Source organism: Arthrobacter sp. 24S4-2, from assembly GCF_005280255.1.
GTDB lineage: Bacteria > Actinomycetota > Actinomycetes > Actinomycetales > Micrococcaceae > Arthrobacter.
In genome coordinates this window covers 1,365,198-1,380,435 of sequence record NZ_CP040018.1, presented here as the reverse complement: position 1 = coordinate 1,380,435, position 15,238 = coordinate 1,365,198, and the positions used below count along the sequence as shown (strand labels likewise).

Annotated in this window: 12 protein-coding genes and 1 pseudogene; 11 read left to right on the top strand and 2 right to left on the bottom strand. The window is 65.0% G+C overall.

From position 1 onward, the window contains the following. Nucleotides 1–23: 23 nt before the first annotated feature. The 10 genes from mmsB to FCN77_RS06420 all read left to right on the top strand — a co-directional run bounded on the left by mmsB (nucleotide 24) and on the right by FCN77_RS06420 (nucleotide 10,783). Nucleotides 24–1,295: a multiple monosaccharide ABC transporter permease gene (mmsB, locus tag FCN77_RS06460; protein WP_137321605.1), complete on the top strand. Its 1,272-nt coding sequence runs from the start codon at nucleotides 24–26 to the stop codon at nucleotides 1,293–1,295. Between the two features lie 51 nt (nucleotides 1,296–1,346). Continuing rightward, nucleotides 1,347–2,444, top strand: a complete 1,098-nt coding sequence (locus FCN77_RS06455; RefSeq protein ID WP_137321604.1) for a sugar-binding protein — start codon at nucleotides 1,347–1,349, stop codon at nucleotides 2,442–2,444. Nucleotides 2,445–2,646: 202 nt separating this feature from the next. Continuing rightward, on the top strand, nucleotides 2,647–4,104 hold the full coding sequence (locus FCN77_RS06450) for an ABC transporter permease (RefSeq protein WP_137321603.1): 1,458 nt from the start codon (nucleotides 2,647–2,649) through the stop codon (nucleotides 4,102–4,104). A gap of 2 nt (nucleotides 4,105–4,106) precedes the next feature. Then, complete coding sequence (locus FCN77_RS06445; RefSeq protein WP_137321602.1) at nucleotides 4,107–4,838, top strand: ABC transporter ATP-binding protein; 732 nt, start codon at nucleotides 4,107–4,109, stop codon at nucleotides 4,836–4,838. 202 nt (nucleotides 4,839–5,040) lie between these two features. Next, a complete protein-coding gene (locus FCN77_RS06440) occupies nucleotides 5,041–6,111 on the top strand; it encodes a Gfo/Idh/MocA family protein (RefSeq protein WP_137321601.1) in 1,071 nt (356 codons plus the stop codon). A 143-nt stretch (nucleotides 6,112–6,254) separates the two neighbouring features. Next, on the top strand, nucleotides 6,255–7,238 hold the full coding sequence (locus tag FCN77_RS06435) for a hypothetical protein (RefSeq protein WP_137321600.1): 984 nt from the start codon (nucleotides 6,255–6,257) through the stop codon (nucleotides 7,236–7,238). An 84-nt stretch (nucleotides 7,239–7,322) separates the two neighbouring features. Further along, the gene (locus FCN77_RS06430) at nucleotides 7,323–8,870 is read left to right on the top strand and encodes a hypothetical protein (RefSeq protein WP_137321599.1); all 1,548 of its coding nucleotides are present in this window, start codon (nucleotides 7,323–7,325) and stop codon (nucleotides 8,868–8,870) included. Nucleotides 8,871–9,096: 226 nt separating this feature from the next. Further along, nucleotides 9,097–9,462: a hypothetical protein gene (locus FCN77_RS27575; RefSeq protein WP_368074319.1), complete on the top strand. Its 366-nt coding sequence runs from the start codon at nucleotides 9,097–9,099 to the stop codon at nucleotides 9,460–9,462. Continuing rightward, entirely contained in the window at nucleotides 9,438–10,310 is an 873-nt protein-coding gene (locus FCN77_RS06425) for a serine/threonine-protein kinase (RefSeq protein ID WP_368074318.1), read from the top strand. The genes FCN77_RS27575 and FCN77_RS06425 overlap by 25 nt, the downstream gene beginning before the upstream one ends. Continuing rightward, nucleotides 10,307–10,783, top strand: coding sequence for a mucin-associated surface protein (locus FCN77_RS06420; RefSeq protein ID WP_137321598.1), 477 nt, complete (start codon nucleotides 10,307–10,309; stop codon nucleotides 10,781–10,783). The genes FCN77_RS06425 and FCN77_RS06420 overlap by 4 nt, the downstream gene beginning before the upstream one ends. Before the next feature lie 81 nt (nucleotides 10,784–10,864). On the opposite strand, the pseudogene FCN77_RS06415 reads toward FCN77_RS06420, so the two are convergent. After that, nucleotides 10,865–11,954: pseudogene (locus tag FCN77_RS06415) on the bottom strand (catalase). Nucleotides 11,955–12,191: 237 nt separating this feature from the next. On the opposite strand from FCN77_RS06415, the gene FCN77_RS06410 reads away from it, so the two are divergent. After that, nucleotides 12,192–12,824, top strand: a complete 633-nt coding sequence (locus FCN77_RS06410) for an SRPBCC family protein (protein WP_137321597.1) — start codon at nucleotides 12,192–12,194, stop codon at nucleotides 12,822–12,824. A gap of 120 nt (nucleotides 12,825–12,944) precedes the next feature. On the opposite strand, the gene FCN77_RS06405 is transcribed toward FCN77_RS06410, so the two are convergent. Further along, nucleotides 12,945–15,167, bottom strand: a complete 2,223-nt coding sequence (locus FCN77_RS06405; protein ID WP_137321596.1) for an NADP-dependent isocitrate dehydrogenase — start codon at nucleotides 15,165–15,167, stop codon at nucleotides 12,945–12,947. Nucleotides 15,168–15,238: the final 71 nt, after the last annotated feature.

The following is a 15,238-nucleotide window of genomic DNA, read 5'->3' as shown; positions in this document are numbered from 1 at the left end:
TTCCAGACACAAGGACCGAAACAATGAACGCGCTCAAGAAGCTCTTTGGCGGCAACACCCGCCAATTCGGCATGATCTTCGCCCTGGTTGCACTGATCGTCTTCTTCCAGATTTTCACCGAGGGGCGCACGCTCACCCCGGGCAACGTCATCAACCTCTTCAACGGCAACTCCTACATCCTGATCCTCGCCATCGGCATGGTCCTGGTGATCATTGCCGGCCACATCGACCTCTCCGTCGGCTCCGTGGCGGCCTTCGTCGGCGTCAGCGTGGCCCTCGCGATCCGTGACTGGGGCATCCCCTGGTACCTCGGCGTGCTGCTGGGCCTGGCCCTCGGGGCGCTGATCGGGGCCTGGCAAGGGTTCTGGACCGCCTATGTGGGCATCCCCGCCTTCATCGTGACCCTTGCCGGCATGCTGCTCTTCCGCGGCTTCAACCAGTTCGTGGGCAAGTCCAACACCATCCCGGTCCCCAGCGACTTCCAGTACCTCGGATCCGGCTACCTCCCCGAGGTGGGACCCAGCACCGGGTACAACAACCTCACGCTGCTCCTGGGCCTGTTGGCCGTGGCCTTCGTGATCTTCAGCGAAGTCCGTTCACGCCGCCGGGCAATAGCGCTCGGTGCCGAAGTCCCCGAATCCTGGGTGATGATCCTCAAGCTGGTCCTGATCTGCGGCGCCATCCTCTACGCCACGTACCTGTTCGCCACCGGCCGTCCGGGCACGTCCTTCCCGATTCCGGGCCTGATCCTGGCCGTCCTGGTCATCATCTACGGTTTCATCTCCTCCAAGACCATCGTCGGCCGCCACATCTACGCAGTAGGCGGCAACCGGCACGCCGCCGAGCTCTCCGGCGTCCAGTCCAAGAAGGTCAACTTCCTGGTGATGATGAACATGTCCATCCTGGCCGGCCTGGCCGGCATGATCTTCGTCGGCCGTTCCACTGCCTCGGGCCCGTTTGACGGCGTCGGCTGGGAACTGGACGCCATCGCAGCCGTGTTCATCGGCGGCGCCGCCGTGACCGGCGGCGTGGGCACTGTGATCGGCTCGATCGTCGGTGGCCTGGTGATGGCCGTGCTGAACAACGGCCTGCAGCTCCTCGGCGTCGGTGCCGACCTCACGCAGATCATCAAGGGCCTGGTCCTCCTGATCGCCGTTGCCTTCGACGTCTACAACAAGACCCAGGGCAAGAAGTCGATCATCGGCATGATGATGAAGAACTTCGGCCGCAGCAGCACTGAGCTGCAGCCGGACGAGACCACAGCCACCAAGGACGTCATCCACAAGGAAGCCTGAGCGGCTTCCCCACGAATCTCCGCACACCATCTAAAGAAAGCGAACCAAGCAATGCAAATGATTGGTAAAGCAGGAAAGGCAGCAGCGATCGCTGCTATTGCGGCACTGGCGCTGACAGCCTGCGGCCGCGCCGAAACCGGCACCACGGGTGGTAGCAGCGGCGGCGAGGCATTCCCCAAGAACTCCTCGATCGGCGTCGCGCTCCCCCAGAAGACCAGTGAAAACTGGGTGCTGGCCGAGAAGCTGTTCAACGACGGCCTGAACGGTGCCGGCTTCAAGGCCGACGTCCAGTTCGCCAACGGCGGCGTCTCCGAGCAGCAGAACCAGATCAGCGCCATGGTCACCAAGGGTGCAAAGGTCATCATCGTGGGTGCCATCGACGGCGCCCAGCTGGGTACCCAGCTCAAGCAGGCCAAGGACTCCGGCGCCACCATCATCGCCTACGACCGCCTGCTCCTGAACACCGCGAACGTGGACTACTACGTGGCATACGACAACTTCAAGGTGGGTGAACTCCAGGGCCAGGCGCTGTTGGACGGCATGAAGGCCAAGAAGCCTTCCGGCCCGTACAACATCGAACTGTTCGCCGGTTCCCCGGATGACGCCAACGCGAAGGTCTTCTTCGACGGCGCCATGAGCATCCTGAAGCCGAAGATCGATGACGGAACGCTGAAGGTCCTGTCAGGCCAGAAGTCCTTCGAGCAGGCTGTTACCCAGGGCTGGAAGGCTGAGAACGCCCAGCGTCGGGCCGACACCCTGCTGACCGGCAGCTACGGCACCGCTTCCCTGGACGGCGTCCTGTCCCCGAACGACACCCTGGCGCGTGCAGTCCTGACGTCCGTCAAGGCTGCCGGCAAGCCGCTTCCTATCATCACCGGCCAGGACTCCGAAGTTGAGTCCGTCAAGTCCATCATGGCCGGCGAGCAGTACTCCACCATCAACAAGGACACCCGCAAGCTCGTTGAGCACGCGATCACCATGGTCAAGGACATCCAGGCCGGCAAGACGCCTGAGATCAACGATGACAAGTCCTACAACAACACGGTCAAGACCGTTCCGGCCTACCTGCTGGATCCGGTCATCGTGACCAAGGAGAACGTCAAGACGGCCTACGTGGACGATCCGGTTTTGGGACCGATCACCAAGTAATCCGCACTGACGGCTGCAGCTGCAGCCAGGAGCCCCGGCTCACCTGAAAGGGTGGTCCGGGGCTCTTGCCTTCCCCGGATTGCACCGGCCCGGCCCTTTCACAGCGCAAACATAGCTTCAGCCCGTCCTCCGCACAGCAGCGCGCACCACTGTTGGATCAGCAAGCCGGCCATCCCGTCCGGCCAGAGATCCTAGGAGTACCGTGAGCGTCCTCGCCCGAAGCGTAGGCAATGCCTTCAGAAACAAGGTCCGAACCGGGGCCGTGGTGGCGGTGTTGGCCGTGGCAATCGGCCTGGCACTGTCCATGCTGGTCGCCAACCAGGCAGTGGCCGCCAAAGTCACCGAACTGAACGCCTCGGTGGGCACAGTCCTGACGGTCAATCCGGCCGGCGGCCAGGGCTTCGAAGGCGGCGGCGAGCCGCTCACGGCTGAACAGGCCGCCACGGCGGCAGCGGTGCCCAACGTGACCAGCGTGGTAGGCACCAAGGCGCTGCGCCTGCGCAACGCAGCCGCAGCCGCCGCACAAGCGGCAGGCGGCACCCAGGCAACCGGACCCGGCGGAAGCCAGGGCGGACCCGGCGGCCAGACCACCACCACGCTGACCACCAGCCTCACTGCCGCCATCGACGCCGGAACGCTCGGCAACCGCAACCAGGCCAGCCAGGGAACCACCGGATCAACCGGCACCACGCAGCCGGCACGGACCATGTCCCTGCCCATCACCGCCACCGGAATCGGCGCCGAGGTGGACAGCACGGGCAAGGCCCTGGCGATCACCGAAGGTTCCGGCCTGGGCGACTACACCGCTGAGTCAACCAATGCGCTCCTGGGCACCACCCTCGCCGAGAAGAACGGCCTCAAGGTGGGCTCCACGTTCACCATCAATGACAAGACCTACACGGTTGCCGGCCTGTTCGACGCCGGAACCGCCTTCGGCAACAACGCCCTCTACGTAACGCTCCCCTCCGCCCAGACCCTGGCCGCACTGCCGGGTGAGCTGTCCACGATGATCGTGACCGTGAACAGCATGGAGAACGTGGACGCCGCCAAGACCGCACTCCAGAGCGCCCTCGGCGCGGACAAGGCCGATGTCACCCAGGGCCAGCGCAACCTTGAGACGGCCGTCAGCTCCCTGAACAGCGTCAAGAACATCTCGTTGATCGCCTTCGTCGCCGCGCTGGGCACGGCCGGCCTGATCATCCTCCTGATCATGGTGATGCTGGTCCGCGAGCGCCGTCGTGAAATCGGTGTGCTCAAGGCAATCGGCGCCCCCAACCGCACCATCGGACTCCAGTTCGTCCTGGAAGCGCTCGTGGTGGTCGCCATGGGCAGCGTGGTGGGTGCCGCCGTCGCGTCCTTCGCCAGCGGAGGCATTGCCTCCGCACTGATCAGCTCCAATTCATCCACGACGACGGCGGCAACCACCGGACGCGGCATTCCCGGCGGGGCGGCCGGCTTCCCCGGCGGCGGCGCCGGTCTTCCCTCCGGGGGTCCGTTCGGCGGAGCGTCCCAGCTCCTGACCACCGTCACCGCGAGCGCCTCCCCCGGGGTGATCGCGGCGGGCATCGCTGCAGTGTTCGGCGTGGCCATCATCGGCGCCCTGGTTCCCGCACTCCTTACCGCCCGCATCCGCCCCATCGAAGTCCTCCGAGGAGAGTAGCCATGATCGAAGTCAAGAACCTGGTCCGCACCTTCAAGTCCGGCGACCGCACCATCAAACCCGTCAACGACGTCAGCTTCGAACTGGAGCAGGGCACGCTCGCCTCGATCGTGGGCAAGAGCGGCAGCGGCAAGAGCACGCTGCTGTCCCTGCTCGGCGCGCTGGACAAGCCCACCAGCGGAGACGTCGTCGTGAACGGTGTCAGCCTGGCCAGCATGCCGGACGGCAAGCTGACCGAATACCGGCGCCGCGACATCGGCTTCGTCTTCCAGCAGTTCAACCTGATCCCCAACCTGTCCGCCGTGAACAACGTGATGCTGCCGATGGAGTTTGCGGGCGTCCGCAAGGCGGTGCGGCTGGCCCGGGCCAACGAACTGCTGGAGCAGGTGCAGCTGGATCCGGAGAAGCACGTGCGCCGCATCAACCGCCTTTCCGGTGGCGAGCAGCAGCGCGTGGCGATTGCCCGCGCACTGGCCAACGAGCCGAAACTCATCCTCGCGGACGAGCCCACGGGCAACCTGGACGAGCAGACCGGTGACCACATCATCGAGCTCCTCAGCTCGCTGAGCCGCGACCACAACACCACCATCCTGGTGGTCACGCACGACAGGGCCCTGTCCAACAAGACGGACCGCCGGTTCCGGCTGCAGCAGGGGCGCCTCACCGAAGAGCCCGCACGCACCCGGGCCACGGCGGCAGCGTCGGCGTCGGCGTCGGCGTCGGCGTCGGCGTAGCGTAGGCAGCGGATGCGGGAGCGTCGGCTGCGGCAGACGCGGCAGACGCGGGAGCTGAGAGAGGGCTGATTCAAACCCTCTCTCAGCTCCTGCAGCGTTTAACCCGACCCTCCATCACTTTTCGCACGAAATATTCGGACGCTCTCTCAATTCCTGCGGATAGTTTCCCAACCATCTCTCAGCTGAATGAGAGGATGTCAGAATGAATGCCCCCATCGCGAAGCCGTGGCTGTTCAGCCAGTCCGACCAGGATCCCCGTTCCGCCACCGGAGCTACGCTGCGGTGGGGAGTGGTGGCCACGGGCGGTATTGCCCGGGCTGTAGCGCAGGACCTCGCCCTGCTCTCGGACGCCGAGCTCTATGCGGTCAGTTCCCGAAGCCAGGCTTCGGCTGACACGTTCGGCACGGAATACGGCTTTGCCAAGGCGTACGGTGACGACGCCGGCACGCCCGGTTACCAGCGGCTCCTCTCCGACGACTCGGTGGACGTTGTCTACGTGGCGACGCCCCACGCCCAGCACTTTGAAGTCGCCCTGGCCGCACTCCAGGCAGGCAAGCACGTCTTGTGCGAGAAGGCCCTGACAATCAATGCGCGGGAAGCCGCCGAACTCGTGGCCGCCGCACGGTCCAAGAAGCTGTTCCTCATGGAAGCCATGTGGAGCCGGTTCCTGCCCAGCATGCAGCGCGCCTTTGAAATCGCGGCATCCGGGGAAATCGGGGCAGTTCAGTGGGTCACCGCGGACCTGGGCTTCCCGGCGGTATACTCCCCCACCGCACGTATCTGGGCCCTCAAGGATGGCGGCGGCGCACTCCTGGACCTGACCGTTTACCCCCTGCTTTGGGCTCTGGGGACTTTGGGATTGCCGCAGACAGTCAGTGCCACAGGCACCGTGAACGACGACGGCGTGGACGCCCAGAATGCGTTGACGCTCGGATACCACCACGGAGCTCAGGCCCAGCTGACATCGTCCCTCACGGCCTACGGGCCGCGGGCAGCCACGGTCGCCGGAAGCCTGGGGTATTTGCAGACCATCGGTTCCGTGAACAATCCGAAGGAAATCCTGGTCAGAATCGGCATGGAGGATCCGCGGACTGAACGCTTCGAGGTGGTCGGCCGGGGCTACACCTACGAGCTCCGCGAGGTCACCCGGTGCATTCAACAGGGGCTCACGGAAAGTCCTGTAATGCCGCTCGAAGACTCGGTGAATGTGATGAGGCTGTTCGATGGCGTGCGTGCGCAGCTCGGCATCACGTACCCGAATGATGCCCGCTGACCTCCCGTGCTGCCCTGCTCCAACCCCGGAACCAATAATCAAGTCGCCGGATTATTAGCCGAAAACTCTGGACTCCGGCAGTTGATCGTGCCTAGGCTGTAGCCAATCGTCGAATTTTCGGGGAGCCTGTGGGGGTGTTGCGGATGGACTCAGCACGTTTGCCATGGCGCACGCTCCGCCCTTTGCTTCTTGCAGGCGCGGCCGCCACAGCGTGGCTTGCACTTTCAGCCCCCCTCGCCAGCGCCGATTCGGCCTCAGATCCCGGTTCCCTACTGGGCGGCATCAGCTCATCCGTTTCCTCGATTGCCGGTGCAGGGACCACCTCCGTCGAGGCCACGCGGGCCTCCGCAGGACGCGCCGCCAGTAATGAGACGGCGCCGGAACGAGCTGCCGCCACAGCTCCTGTCCAGTCAGCGACCCCCGAACCGGATGGTTTGCTCCAGCCTCTCACCGGTGCCGCAACAGGCACCGTCGACTATCTCATCGAAGCTGCTCCGGTGGTGGACCAGATTGTGCCTTCAGGCACTGTCGGCAGTGTTATCGCACCGGTGGTCGCGGCCGCGGACACCACGGTGGCCGAAACCGGTCAAACGGTTTTACCCGCCGCGAGCGACGCCGTCCCCGCCCTTGACCCGATACTTGTGCCGGTCGGGGAACTGTTGCCAGGCATTGATGCGCTGCCCCTTCCAGACACCGGAACCGTGCCCCCGCGCCTCCCGGCTACTCCGGATACTTCCGCTTTCGACGGCGGTTTGGTTGCCGACGTCGAACTAGCCCTGACCGGGGCGCTTACCGCCTTTCCCGTCGGTTCCGGGCTGTCAGTCACACCGGGGGCCGCCTCGTTGTTGCCGACCGCCGGCCCGGGGTCAGTCCATTTTCCCGGCGTGCCTGCCGGCGGCATTGAATCCCCCGGTAATGGTGACGGCGTTCCGGGCCCATATGAACTTCCGGCTGTGCCGGGTTCCGCTTCCGGAGCCAGCCAGTCTGCAGGCGCCGGCCCCGGCGGGTCCGCCTTGATTTCAGCTTTCCATCTGGATTTTCCGCTGACCGGTGTATTCCCCGTCAGCGGCCCCCTGCAAAGTTTCCCTGCACCGGTGTCCTTCGACCCCGGTTCATCTCCTGACTAGTCGGGCCCCTGCCGCGGTTTTGCGCGGAACACGGCCATCCGGGCTGCCCTGCGCGCCCATCAACAACTTTCAGGAGAAATCACAATGCATGCAAATATCCGCAGAGGGCTGCTCAGCACCCTCTTTGCCGGAGGGTTACTAGCCCTCGGCACCACCGCTGCCAGCGCAGCGGACACAACGAGCGGGTCGGATGGTCTCTTATCCGGCACCACCGCCACGGTCTCAGCGGCGGTTACCGCCAACTCGTCGTTGGGTCTGCTGGGTGACTCAACGCCGGACAACACCACGGCAGACGTCAACGCACTTGCCGACGTGAACCTTGGCGGTAGCATCGGCGCAGGAACAACCGCACCGGACACCACCGCCGACCTCGGCGCCGTCGTCGACGTCAACCTCGGCACCAACACCGGCACCGCCGGAACCGACAACACCACCGCTGATCTCGGCGCACTTGTCGACGTGAACCTTGGCACGGGCACGGGCACCGCAGCGTCTGGCAACACCACGGCAGACGTCAACGCACTTGTCGACGTGAACCTTGGCGGTAGCATCGGCGCAGGAACAACCGCACCGGACACCACCGCCGACCTCGGCGCCGTCGTCGACGACAACCTCGGCGGCAGCACGGGCACCGGCACGGGCACGGGCACGGGCACCACAGCGTCCGACAGCACCACGGCAGACGTCAACGCACTTGCCGACGTCAACCTCGGCGGCAGCACGGGCACGGGCACGGGCACCACAGCGTCCGACAGCACCACGGCAGACGTCAACGCACTTGTCGACGTGAACCTTGGCGGCAGCATCGGCGCAGGAACAACCGCACCGGACACCACCGCCGACCTCGGCGCCGTCGTCGACGACAACCTCGGCGGCAGCACGGGCACGGGCACCGGCACGGGCACGGGCACGGGCACCACAGCGTCCGACAGCACCACGGCAGACGTCAACGCACTTGCCGACGTCAACCTCGGCGGCAGCACGGGCACGGGCACGGGCACGGGCACCACAGCGTCCGACAGCACCACGGCAGACGTCAACGCACTTGTCGACGTGAACCTTGGCGGCAGCATCGGCGCAGGAACAACCGCACCGGACACCACCGCCGACCTCGGCGCCGTCGTCGACGACAACCTCGGCACCACCGCACCGGACACCACGGGAACCGACAACACCACCGCTGATCTCGGCGCACTTGTCGACCTCAACCTCGGCACCAACACCGGCACCATCGATACCGTCACTGACACGACAGGCGACCTTGGTGTGGACCTGGGCGTCAATCTGGGTACTGACCTGGGTATTGCCGGAGCGCCCGCAATAGGCGGACCTTCAACTGGCGGCACTGTTCCCGGTGGCACTGTCCCGGGTATCAATAATCCGGGTGGCGCTGCTACCGGCGTCGTTCCGGGTGGCACGCTCCCGGGTATTAGCAGCCCGAGCGGTGCCGCTGCCGGCATGAATCCCTCGGCTGCAACGCCGGCTGGTACCAATGCCAATGCCGCCACGGCCGCCAAGTCGCCGATGCTTGCCAGCACGGGGGCCAATGTCGAACTCGTGACGGCGGCGCTGCTTCTCCTCGCCATCGGCATCGTCATCATGCTGGTGTTCTCGCGGCGCAAGAAGGCGTAGCGCGCAAGCGGTCGGGTGACTGTGCTACCGGCACCCGGCCGCCCCGCCCCGGCATTTCAAGGGGTTTGGCCCGGGAGGACCGTCAAGTCTTCCCGGGCCAAGCGTCCGCCGATCCTGGCAGCCGAAATGGAAGCCCACTGCAAAGCACCCTTATGGAATCGGGTACCCGTCCCCGTATCATTCTTGGAGTGCGTTCCGTCGGAAGGCAGAAGAGGACGGGTACATCGTGGAGAGTTCACGCAGTGAACTGACGGCCGATATCCTGGGTGGCCGTTACCGTCTCGGCGCGGTCATCGGACGCGGCGGCATGGCATCGGTCTACACAGCCAAGGACGAAAACCTTGGCCGTGACGTTGCCCTCAAACTTTTTGCACCGCAATCGGCCGACGCCGACGAGCTCAAGCGCCAAGAGGCGGAGATCGAACTCCTCGCCACGCTGAACCACCCAAGCCTTGTGACACTGTTCGACGCCGGAATCGATTCCCGGGTGCCCGAAGAGCCCCGCCCGTTCCTCACCATGGAGCTGATTGAGGGCAGGACCTTCGGAGCAGGATCCGGCACAGCCCGGTGCCGCTCGATGAACTCGCCGTGATCGGAGCGGGGGTCGCCGGCGCCCTGGCCTACGTCCACAATCTGGGAATCATCCACCGGGACATCAAACCGGCCAACATCTTGTTGGTGCAGGTCCGGCCCGGCGAACCGTTGCGCCCCAAACTGTCGGATTTCGGCATTGCACGGATCATCGACGGAACGCGGCTAACGGCAACCGGCACCATGGTGGGGACTGCTGCGTACCTGAGTCCCGAACAAGCGCGCGGCGCCGATCTTGGGCCCGCCAGCGATATCTATTCGCTGGGACTCGTGCTGCTCGAGTGCATCAAAGGCGCTGTGGAGTACCCCGGGAGTGCCGTTGAATCGGCTGTGGCACGCCTGCACCGGGCTCCGCTGATCCCCAGTGACGTTCCCGTGGAGTGGGCCACGCTGCTCCGCTCCATGACTGCCGTTGATCCTATGGAGCGGCCGACGGCTGCAGAGCTCGAGACCGCCCTCCGGCAGGCGCTAATCTCCCCGGAGTCCGCCCCTGGAACATTAGCCGGGGAACCAACACGAGTGCTTCCCGCGCCGCCGTCGCGACCGCCGCTCGTAGCGCCGGAGTACGCCAGGACAGCGGTCACGGAATCCCGCTCGGTCAATACCGCCACCTTGGCAACACATGTCAACGCCCCGGCACGCAAGCGATTCAGTCTTCGGCTTCGATTCCCGGGCGGCAAGGGCAAGCTGGCTGCTGCATTGGCCTTGGTCGTTGCGCTGCTCGCAGTTGCGGCCATCATCCTGCTGTCCGTCAAAGCCCCCGGGACTCCTGATCCTGTTCAATACCCCGCCGTGACCGGCACCCTGGGCGAACATCTGGACCAACTACAGAAGAGCGTGGAACCGTGAAGTGGACTTGCACGCTCCACCGTCGCCCATCGCTGCCGCGCTGGAAGACGGTTCTTGCTGCGGGGCTGCTTTCCGCAGCCCTGGCAGGCTGCAGCTCGGCTGCTCCGGACCTCGAAAGTGACGCCGCGCAACAGCTTCAGGCCAAGGTCCTGGCTGTTTCCCAGTCCGCGGCCGGCAAGGACCCGGCCGGAGCCCTGAAGTCACTGGACGAGCTCGCCGTGCAAGTCGACGCCGCGGCTGCAGCTGGAAACGTGTCCTTCAAGCGTCACCAGAGCATCATGAAGGCAGTCGACGCGGTTCGCGCTGACCTGACAGCGGCACAGGCCGCAGGCGCCGCGGCCGAAGCAGCTGCCGCTGCAGCCGCCGCCCAGGCTTCACAGGCCGCCGTTCCGCCAGCGCCAGAAGCACCGGCGCCGGCCCAAGGGAACCCCGGACCCGGCAAAGGCGAAAAGGGCAAAGGCAAGGACGGCTGACTTCTGGCGCTCCCGCCACCAGGATCCAACCGTCCTTGCCTTGGTCTGCAGGCGCACTAGCACCCATTTTTTCCTTGAGAATCAGGCTCCTGATGCCGGGAAGCGCTCCCATCCCCGGTGCCAGGCGAGGAGTTCCCGGATCTGCGAAACCACTTGGTCAGCCCCTTCTCCAACGACGACGCCGGGTGCATCCTGCGGAATGCTCGCGGCGTCCACGACGGCGGCGCCCGAGCCCCAGCCGCCGATCGCCTTCGCGTGGCGCAAGGTCTCGGAAAGCAGGAGAATCACCCGGGGATCGAGGGTCGCCCCGGGTTCCCCGGCCTTTGCATCGAGTCCTTGCTCGGCGTCCGGCGCGAACCGGGACCCCGCCGTCGGCATCCCCGCCCAAGTACCCGCCGGACAGAGCGATGACCAACGGGACCATCCCGGCGGCGTTCAACGCCAGACGGGCCGTGCGCACGGTCTCCAGGTCGCTGGATGAGTCGGCCACAATGCCCACCACGCGGCCCTTTACAGGCCAGGTCCCGCCTATCTGGAATAGCGCGGGGCTCAGTTCAGCGTCGGCCACCTGATCTTCGAACGACGCCGGCGACTTCCGTTCCTTGACCGCCGCCAGCTGCTCGGGAACGTCCACGAACGCGCTGAGATCGGCTCCGGCGAGGAAGGGACAGCCTCCGTCGAGAGAATTGGGGTGGTAAGGGGCTGCTCCCCCGTGAACAGCCTGCTGGTGCATACCGTCCCGGAGCATGTCGTTGACGGGCGCCTGCGGGCGGTTGATCGGGATCTGTCCGAAGTTCGGGCCGCCCAGCCTGGAAATCTGGGTATCGATGTAGGAGAAGAGCCTTACCTGCAGCAGCGGATCATTGGTGACGTCGATGCCCGGCACCAAGTGGCCTGGGTGGAAAGCGACCTGCTAGAACGGGTCCAGGCCGTCCGGCCTTCAGGGAGTGGTCGGTATCCTGGAGCCTAAGGCCCTGCGCAGTGGTGAGGTAGGCCCCGGACTGCGCCCTGGAGTGGGCCGGGGCTCCGGTGGGGGTCCCTGTTGGCGAAACCGCTTCGGGGCCTTGTCAGGTTTGGGCGGCAGCGGTTTACGCGGTTCGGTCGGCTCTGCAACACTGGGCGGCTCGCTCGATACGGCACCGGGAATCTGGACGTTGGGGTCTTTTGTCATGGGAATTTCTCCTCGGCATCGACAATCCGTAGCTACATCCGGCCCTTCAACCGGAAACTAAGCCTGCTTAGCACTCTAGGGAAGATAGCGTTCAACCACAACGGATCAAGGGGCATTCCTCAGCAAGCTTACGATTTGTGGTGATTGCCGCTAGGTTGGTTAACGGGGCCCACAAAGCCTGCAAAGAGATCAGAACCGCGGACCGACGCGTCCGCCAGCTGAAGGAGTGATGTGCGCATGGCAACTGTCCAGGAATCCATTAATGTGAGTGTCCCGCTGAGCCAGGCCTACAACCAGTGGACCCAGTTCCAGGACTTTCCCCACTTCATGAGCGGAGTGGACGCCGTCCGGCAGCTCGACGACACCACCGTCCACTTCGAGACCAGCATCGCCGGCGTCAAGCGGGACTATGACGCCCAAATCACCGTTCAGCAGCCGGACAAGTGCGTCACGTGGGAAAGCCTGGACGAACCGCGCAACGCCGGAACTGTGTGGTTCGAGGCGCTGAGCCCCACCGAAACCAAGGTCAGCGTTGAACTGGCCTGGGAACCTGACTCCGCCGTGGAGAAGCTCGGTGCCGCCGTCGGAATGGATTCGCACCAAGTGGCTTCGGACCTCAAACGGTTCAAGAAGTTCATCGAGGAACGCGAGGTGGAGACGGGCGCCTGGCGCGAACGTGTCACCTCGGGTGAGGTCAGCGGTGGAGCCGTCAGCGGAACCAGCACGACGGCGGAAATTCCGCTCGCTGCCACAACGGCCGTCCCGCTGGAGGAAGAAGTCGGTTACGACGCCGTGCCCACTGAACGCCCCGTGAACACCGATCCGGGCATGGCTACGGAGCCGCCGTTCGGCAAGCACGTTCGGCGCTGACGCGGCGGCGGCGGCACTGACGCCTATGTGGCACGACGCCTATGTGGCACGACGCAGACCACGCGAAAACGCCCCGCCCCCACTAGGGAGGCGGGGCGTTCGTGCGCTTTGCGGTTCCGGCTACTTGGCCAGTCCGGACAGCACTTCAGTGAACGTCGCGGACGGGCGCATTACCGAGGCAACCTTGGCGACGTCCGGGTGGTAGTAACCTCCGATGTCCACCGGGGAGCCCTGGACCGCGAGCAGCTCGGCCACGATGGCGTCCTCGTTGGAAGTGAGTGCCTCGGAAACTGCGGTGAAGTCGGCGGCCAGCTCGGCGTCGTCGGTCTGCTTGGCCAGTTCCTGCGCCCAATACTTGGCGAGGTAGAAGTGGCTTCCACGGTTGTCCAGCTCCCCCACCTTGCGGCGCGGGGACTTGTTTTCGAGCAGGAACGTGCCGGTGGCGCGGTCCAGGGTGTCGGCGAGAACCTGTGCACGCTTGTTGCCCGTGGTGGTCGCGAGGTGCTCGAAGCTCACGGCGAGGGCCAGGAATTCACCCAGGCTGTCCCAGCGCAGGTGGTTTTCCTTCAGCAGCTGCTGGACGTGCTTCGGGGCGGATCCGCCTGCACCGGTTTCGAAGAGGCCGCCGCCGTTGATCAGCGGAACCACGGAAAGCATCTTGGCGCTGGTGCCCAGTTCCAGGATGGGGAACAGGTCCGTGAGGTAATCGCGGAGCACGTTGCCGGTCACCGAGATGGTGTCTTCGCCCTTGCGGATGCGCTCGAGGGTGAAGGCGGTGGCCTTCTCCGGGGACATGATCTCGATCTGGAGGCCCTCGGTGTCGTATTCCTTGAGGTATTCCTTGACCTTGGCGATCAGGTTGGCGTCGTGGGCGCGCCCCTCGTCCAGCCAGAACACGGCGGGGGTCTCCGAGGCACGGGCGCGGGTGACGGCCAGCTTAACCCAGTCGCGGATCGGGACGTCCTTGGCCTGGCAGGCGCGCCAGATGTCGCCCGGGGAGACCTGGTGTTCGATCAGGACGTTGCCCTTGCTGTCCACGAGCTGGACCGTGCCGGCCGACTGGATCTCGAAGGTCTTGTCGTGGCTGCCGTATTCCTCGGCGGCCTGCGCCATGAGGCCCACGTTGGGAACGGTGCCCATGGTGGTGGGATCAAAGGCGCCGTGGGCGCGGCAGTCGTCGATGACAACCTGGTAGATGCTGGCGTAGCTGCTGTCCGGGAGGACGGCGAGGGTATCGGCTTCCTTGCCGTCGGGGCCCCACATGTGGCCGGAGGAGCGGATCATGGCGGGCATGGAAGCGTCAACGATGATGTCGCTGGGAACGTGCAGGTTGGTGATGCCCTTGTCGGAGTCCACCATGGCCAGTGCGGGGCCTTCTTCGAGGCCCTTCTTGATGGCAGCCTGGACGCCTTCGCGGACATCTTCCGGCAGCTCTTCGAGGCCGCCGAGGATGGAGGCCAAGCCGTTGTTGGGGCTCAGGCCGGCGGCGGCGAGCTGTACACCGTAGGTGTCGAACAGTTCCGTGAAGTAAGCCTTGACCACGTGGCCGAAGATGATGGGGTCGGACACCTTCATCATGGTGGCCTTCAGGTGTGCGGAGAAGAGCACGCCTTCTTCCTTGGCGCGGGCAACCTGGGCAGCCAGGAATTCATCCAGCGCGGCGGCGCGCATCACGGTGCCGTCCACAACTTCACCGGCAAGGACGGGGAACCCGCGCTTGAGGACCTTGACGGTGCCGTCTTCCTTGACCAGCTGGATCTTGACAGTGTCATCAGCCTCGATGACAACGGACTTCTCGTTGGAGCGGAAGTCTTCGGCAGCCATGGTGGCCACGTTGGTCTTGGACTCCGGGCTCCACACGCCCATGGAGTGCGGGTTCTGGCGGGCGTAGTTCTTGACGGAGAGCGGTGCACGGCGGTCGGAGTTGCCTTCGCGCAGGACCGGGTTCACGGCCGAGCCCTTGATCTTGTCGTAGCGGGAGCGGATGTCCGTATCGGTGTCAGAGGACGGGTTGTCCGGGTAGTCCGGGAGGTCGTAGCCCTGGGCCTGGAGCTCGGCGATGGCCGCCTTCAGCTGCGGAACGGAGGCGCTGACGTTGGGCAGCTTGATGATGTTGGCTTCCGGCTTCTTAGCCAGGGCGCCCAGTTCGGCGAGGGCATCACTGATCCGCTGCTCCTCGGTCAGGTAGTCACCGAACACGGAAATGATGCGGCCAGAGAGCGAAATGTCGCGGGTCTCCACTTCCACACCGGCAGTCGACGCATAGGCCTCGACAATCGGCAAGAACGAATAGGTGGCCAGCATGGGCGCTTCGTCAGTGTGGGTATAGATAATCTTGGCCATTGCTTGGGCGTCTCCTGAAGGTATATACATCTGGAACTCTGGCGTTATTTCAACATACTTAACTTACCCGA

Bases quoted from the DNA above. Each gene is read 5' to 3' on its own strand.
- mmsB (WP_137321605.1), top strand. From the start codon at position 24: ATGAACGCGCTCAAGAAGCTCTTTGGCGGCAACACCCGCCAATTCGGC.
- FCN77_RS06455 (WP_137321604.1), top strand. From the start codon at position 1,347: ATGCAAATGATTGGTAAAGCAGGAAAGGCAGCAGCGATCGCTGCTATT.
- FCN77_RS06445 (WP_137321602.1), top strand. From the start codon at position 4,107: ATGATCGAAGTCAAGAACCTGGTCCGCACCTTCAAGTCCGGCGACCGC.
- FCN77_RS06440 (WP_137321601.1), top strand. From the start codon at position 5,041: ATGAATGCCCCCATCGCGAAGCCGTGGCTGTTCAGCCAGTCCGACCAG.
- FCN77_RS06435 (WP_137321600.1), top strand. From the start codon at position 6,255: ATGGACTCAGCACGTTTGCCATGGCGCACGCTCCGCCCTTTGCTTCTT.
- FCN77_RS06430 (WP_137321599.1), top strand. From the start codon at position 7,323: ATGCATGCAAATATCCGCAGAGGGCTGCTCAGCACCCTCTTTGCCGGA.
- FCN77_RS06410 (WP_137321597.1), top strand. From the start codon at position 12,192: ATGGCAACTGTCCAGGAATCCATTAATGTGAGTGTCCCGCTGAGCCAG.
- FCN77_RS06405 (WP_137321596.1), bottom strand. From the start codon at position 15,167: ATGGCCAAGATTATCTATACCCACACTGACGAAGCGCCCATGCTGGCC.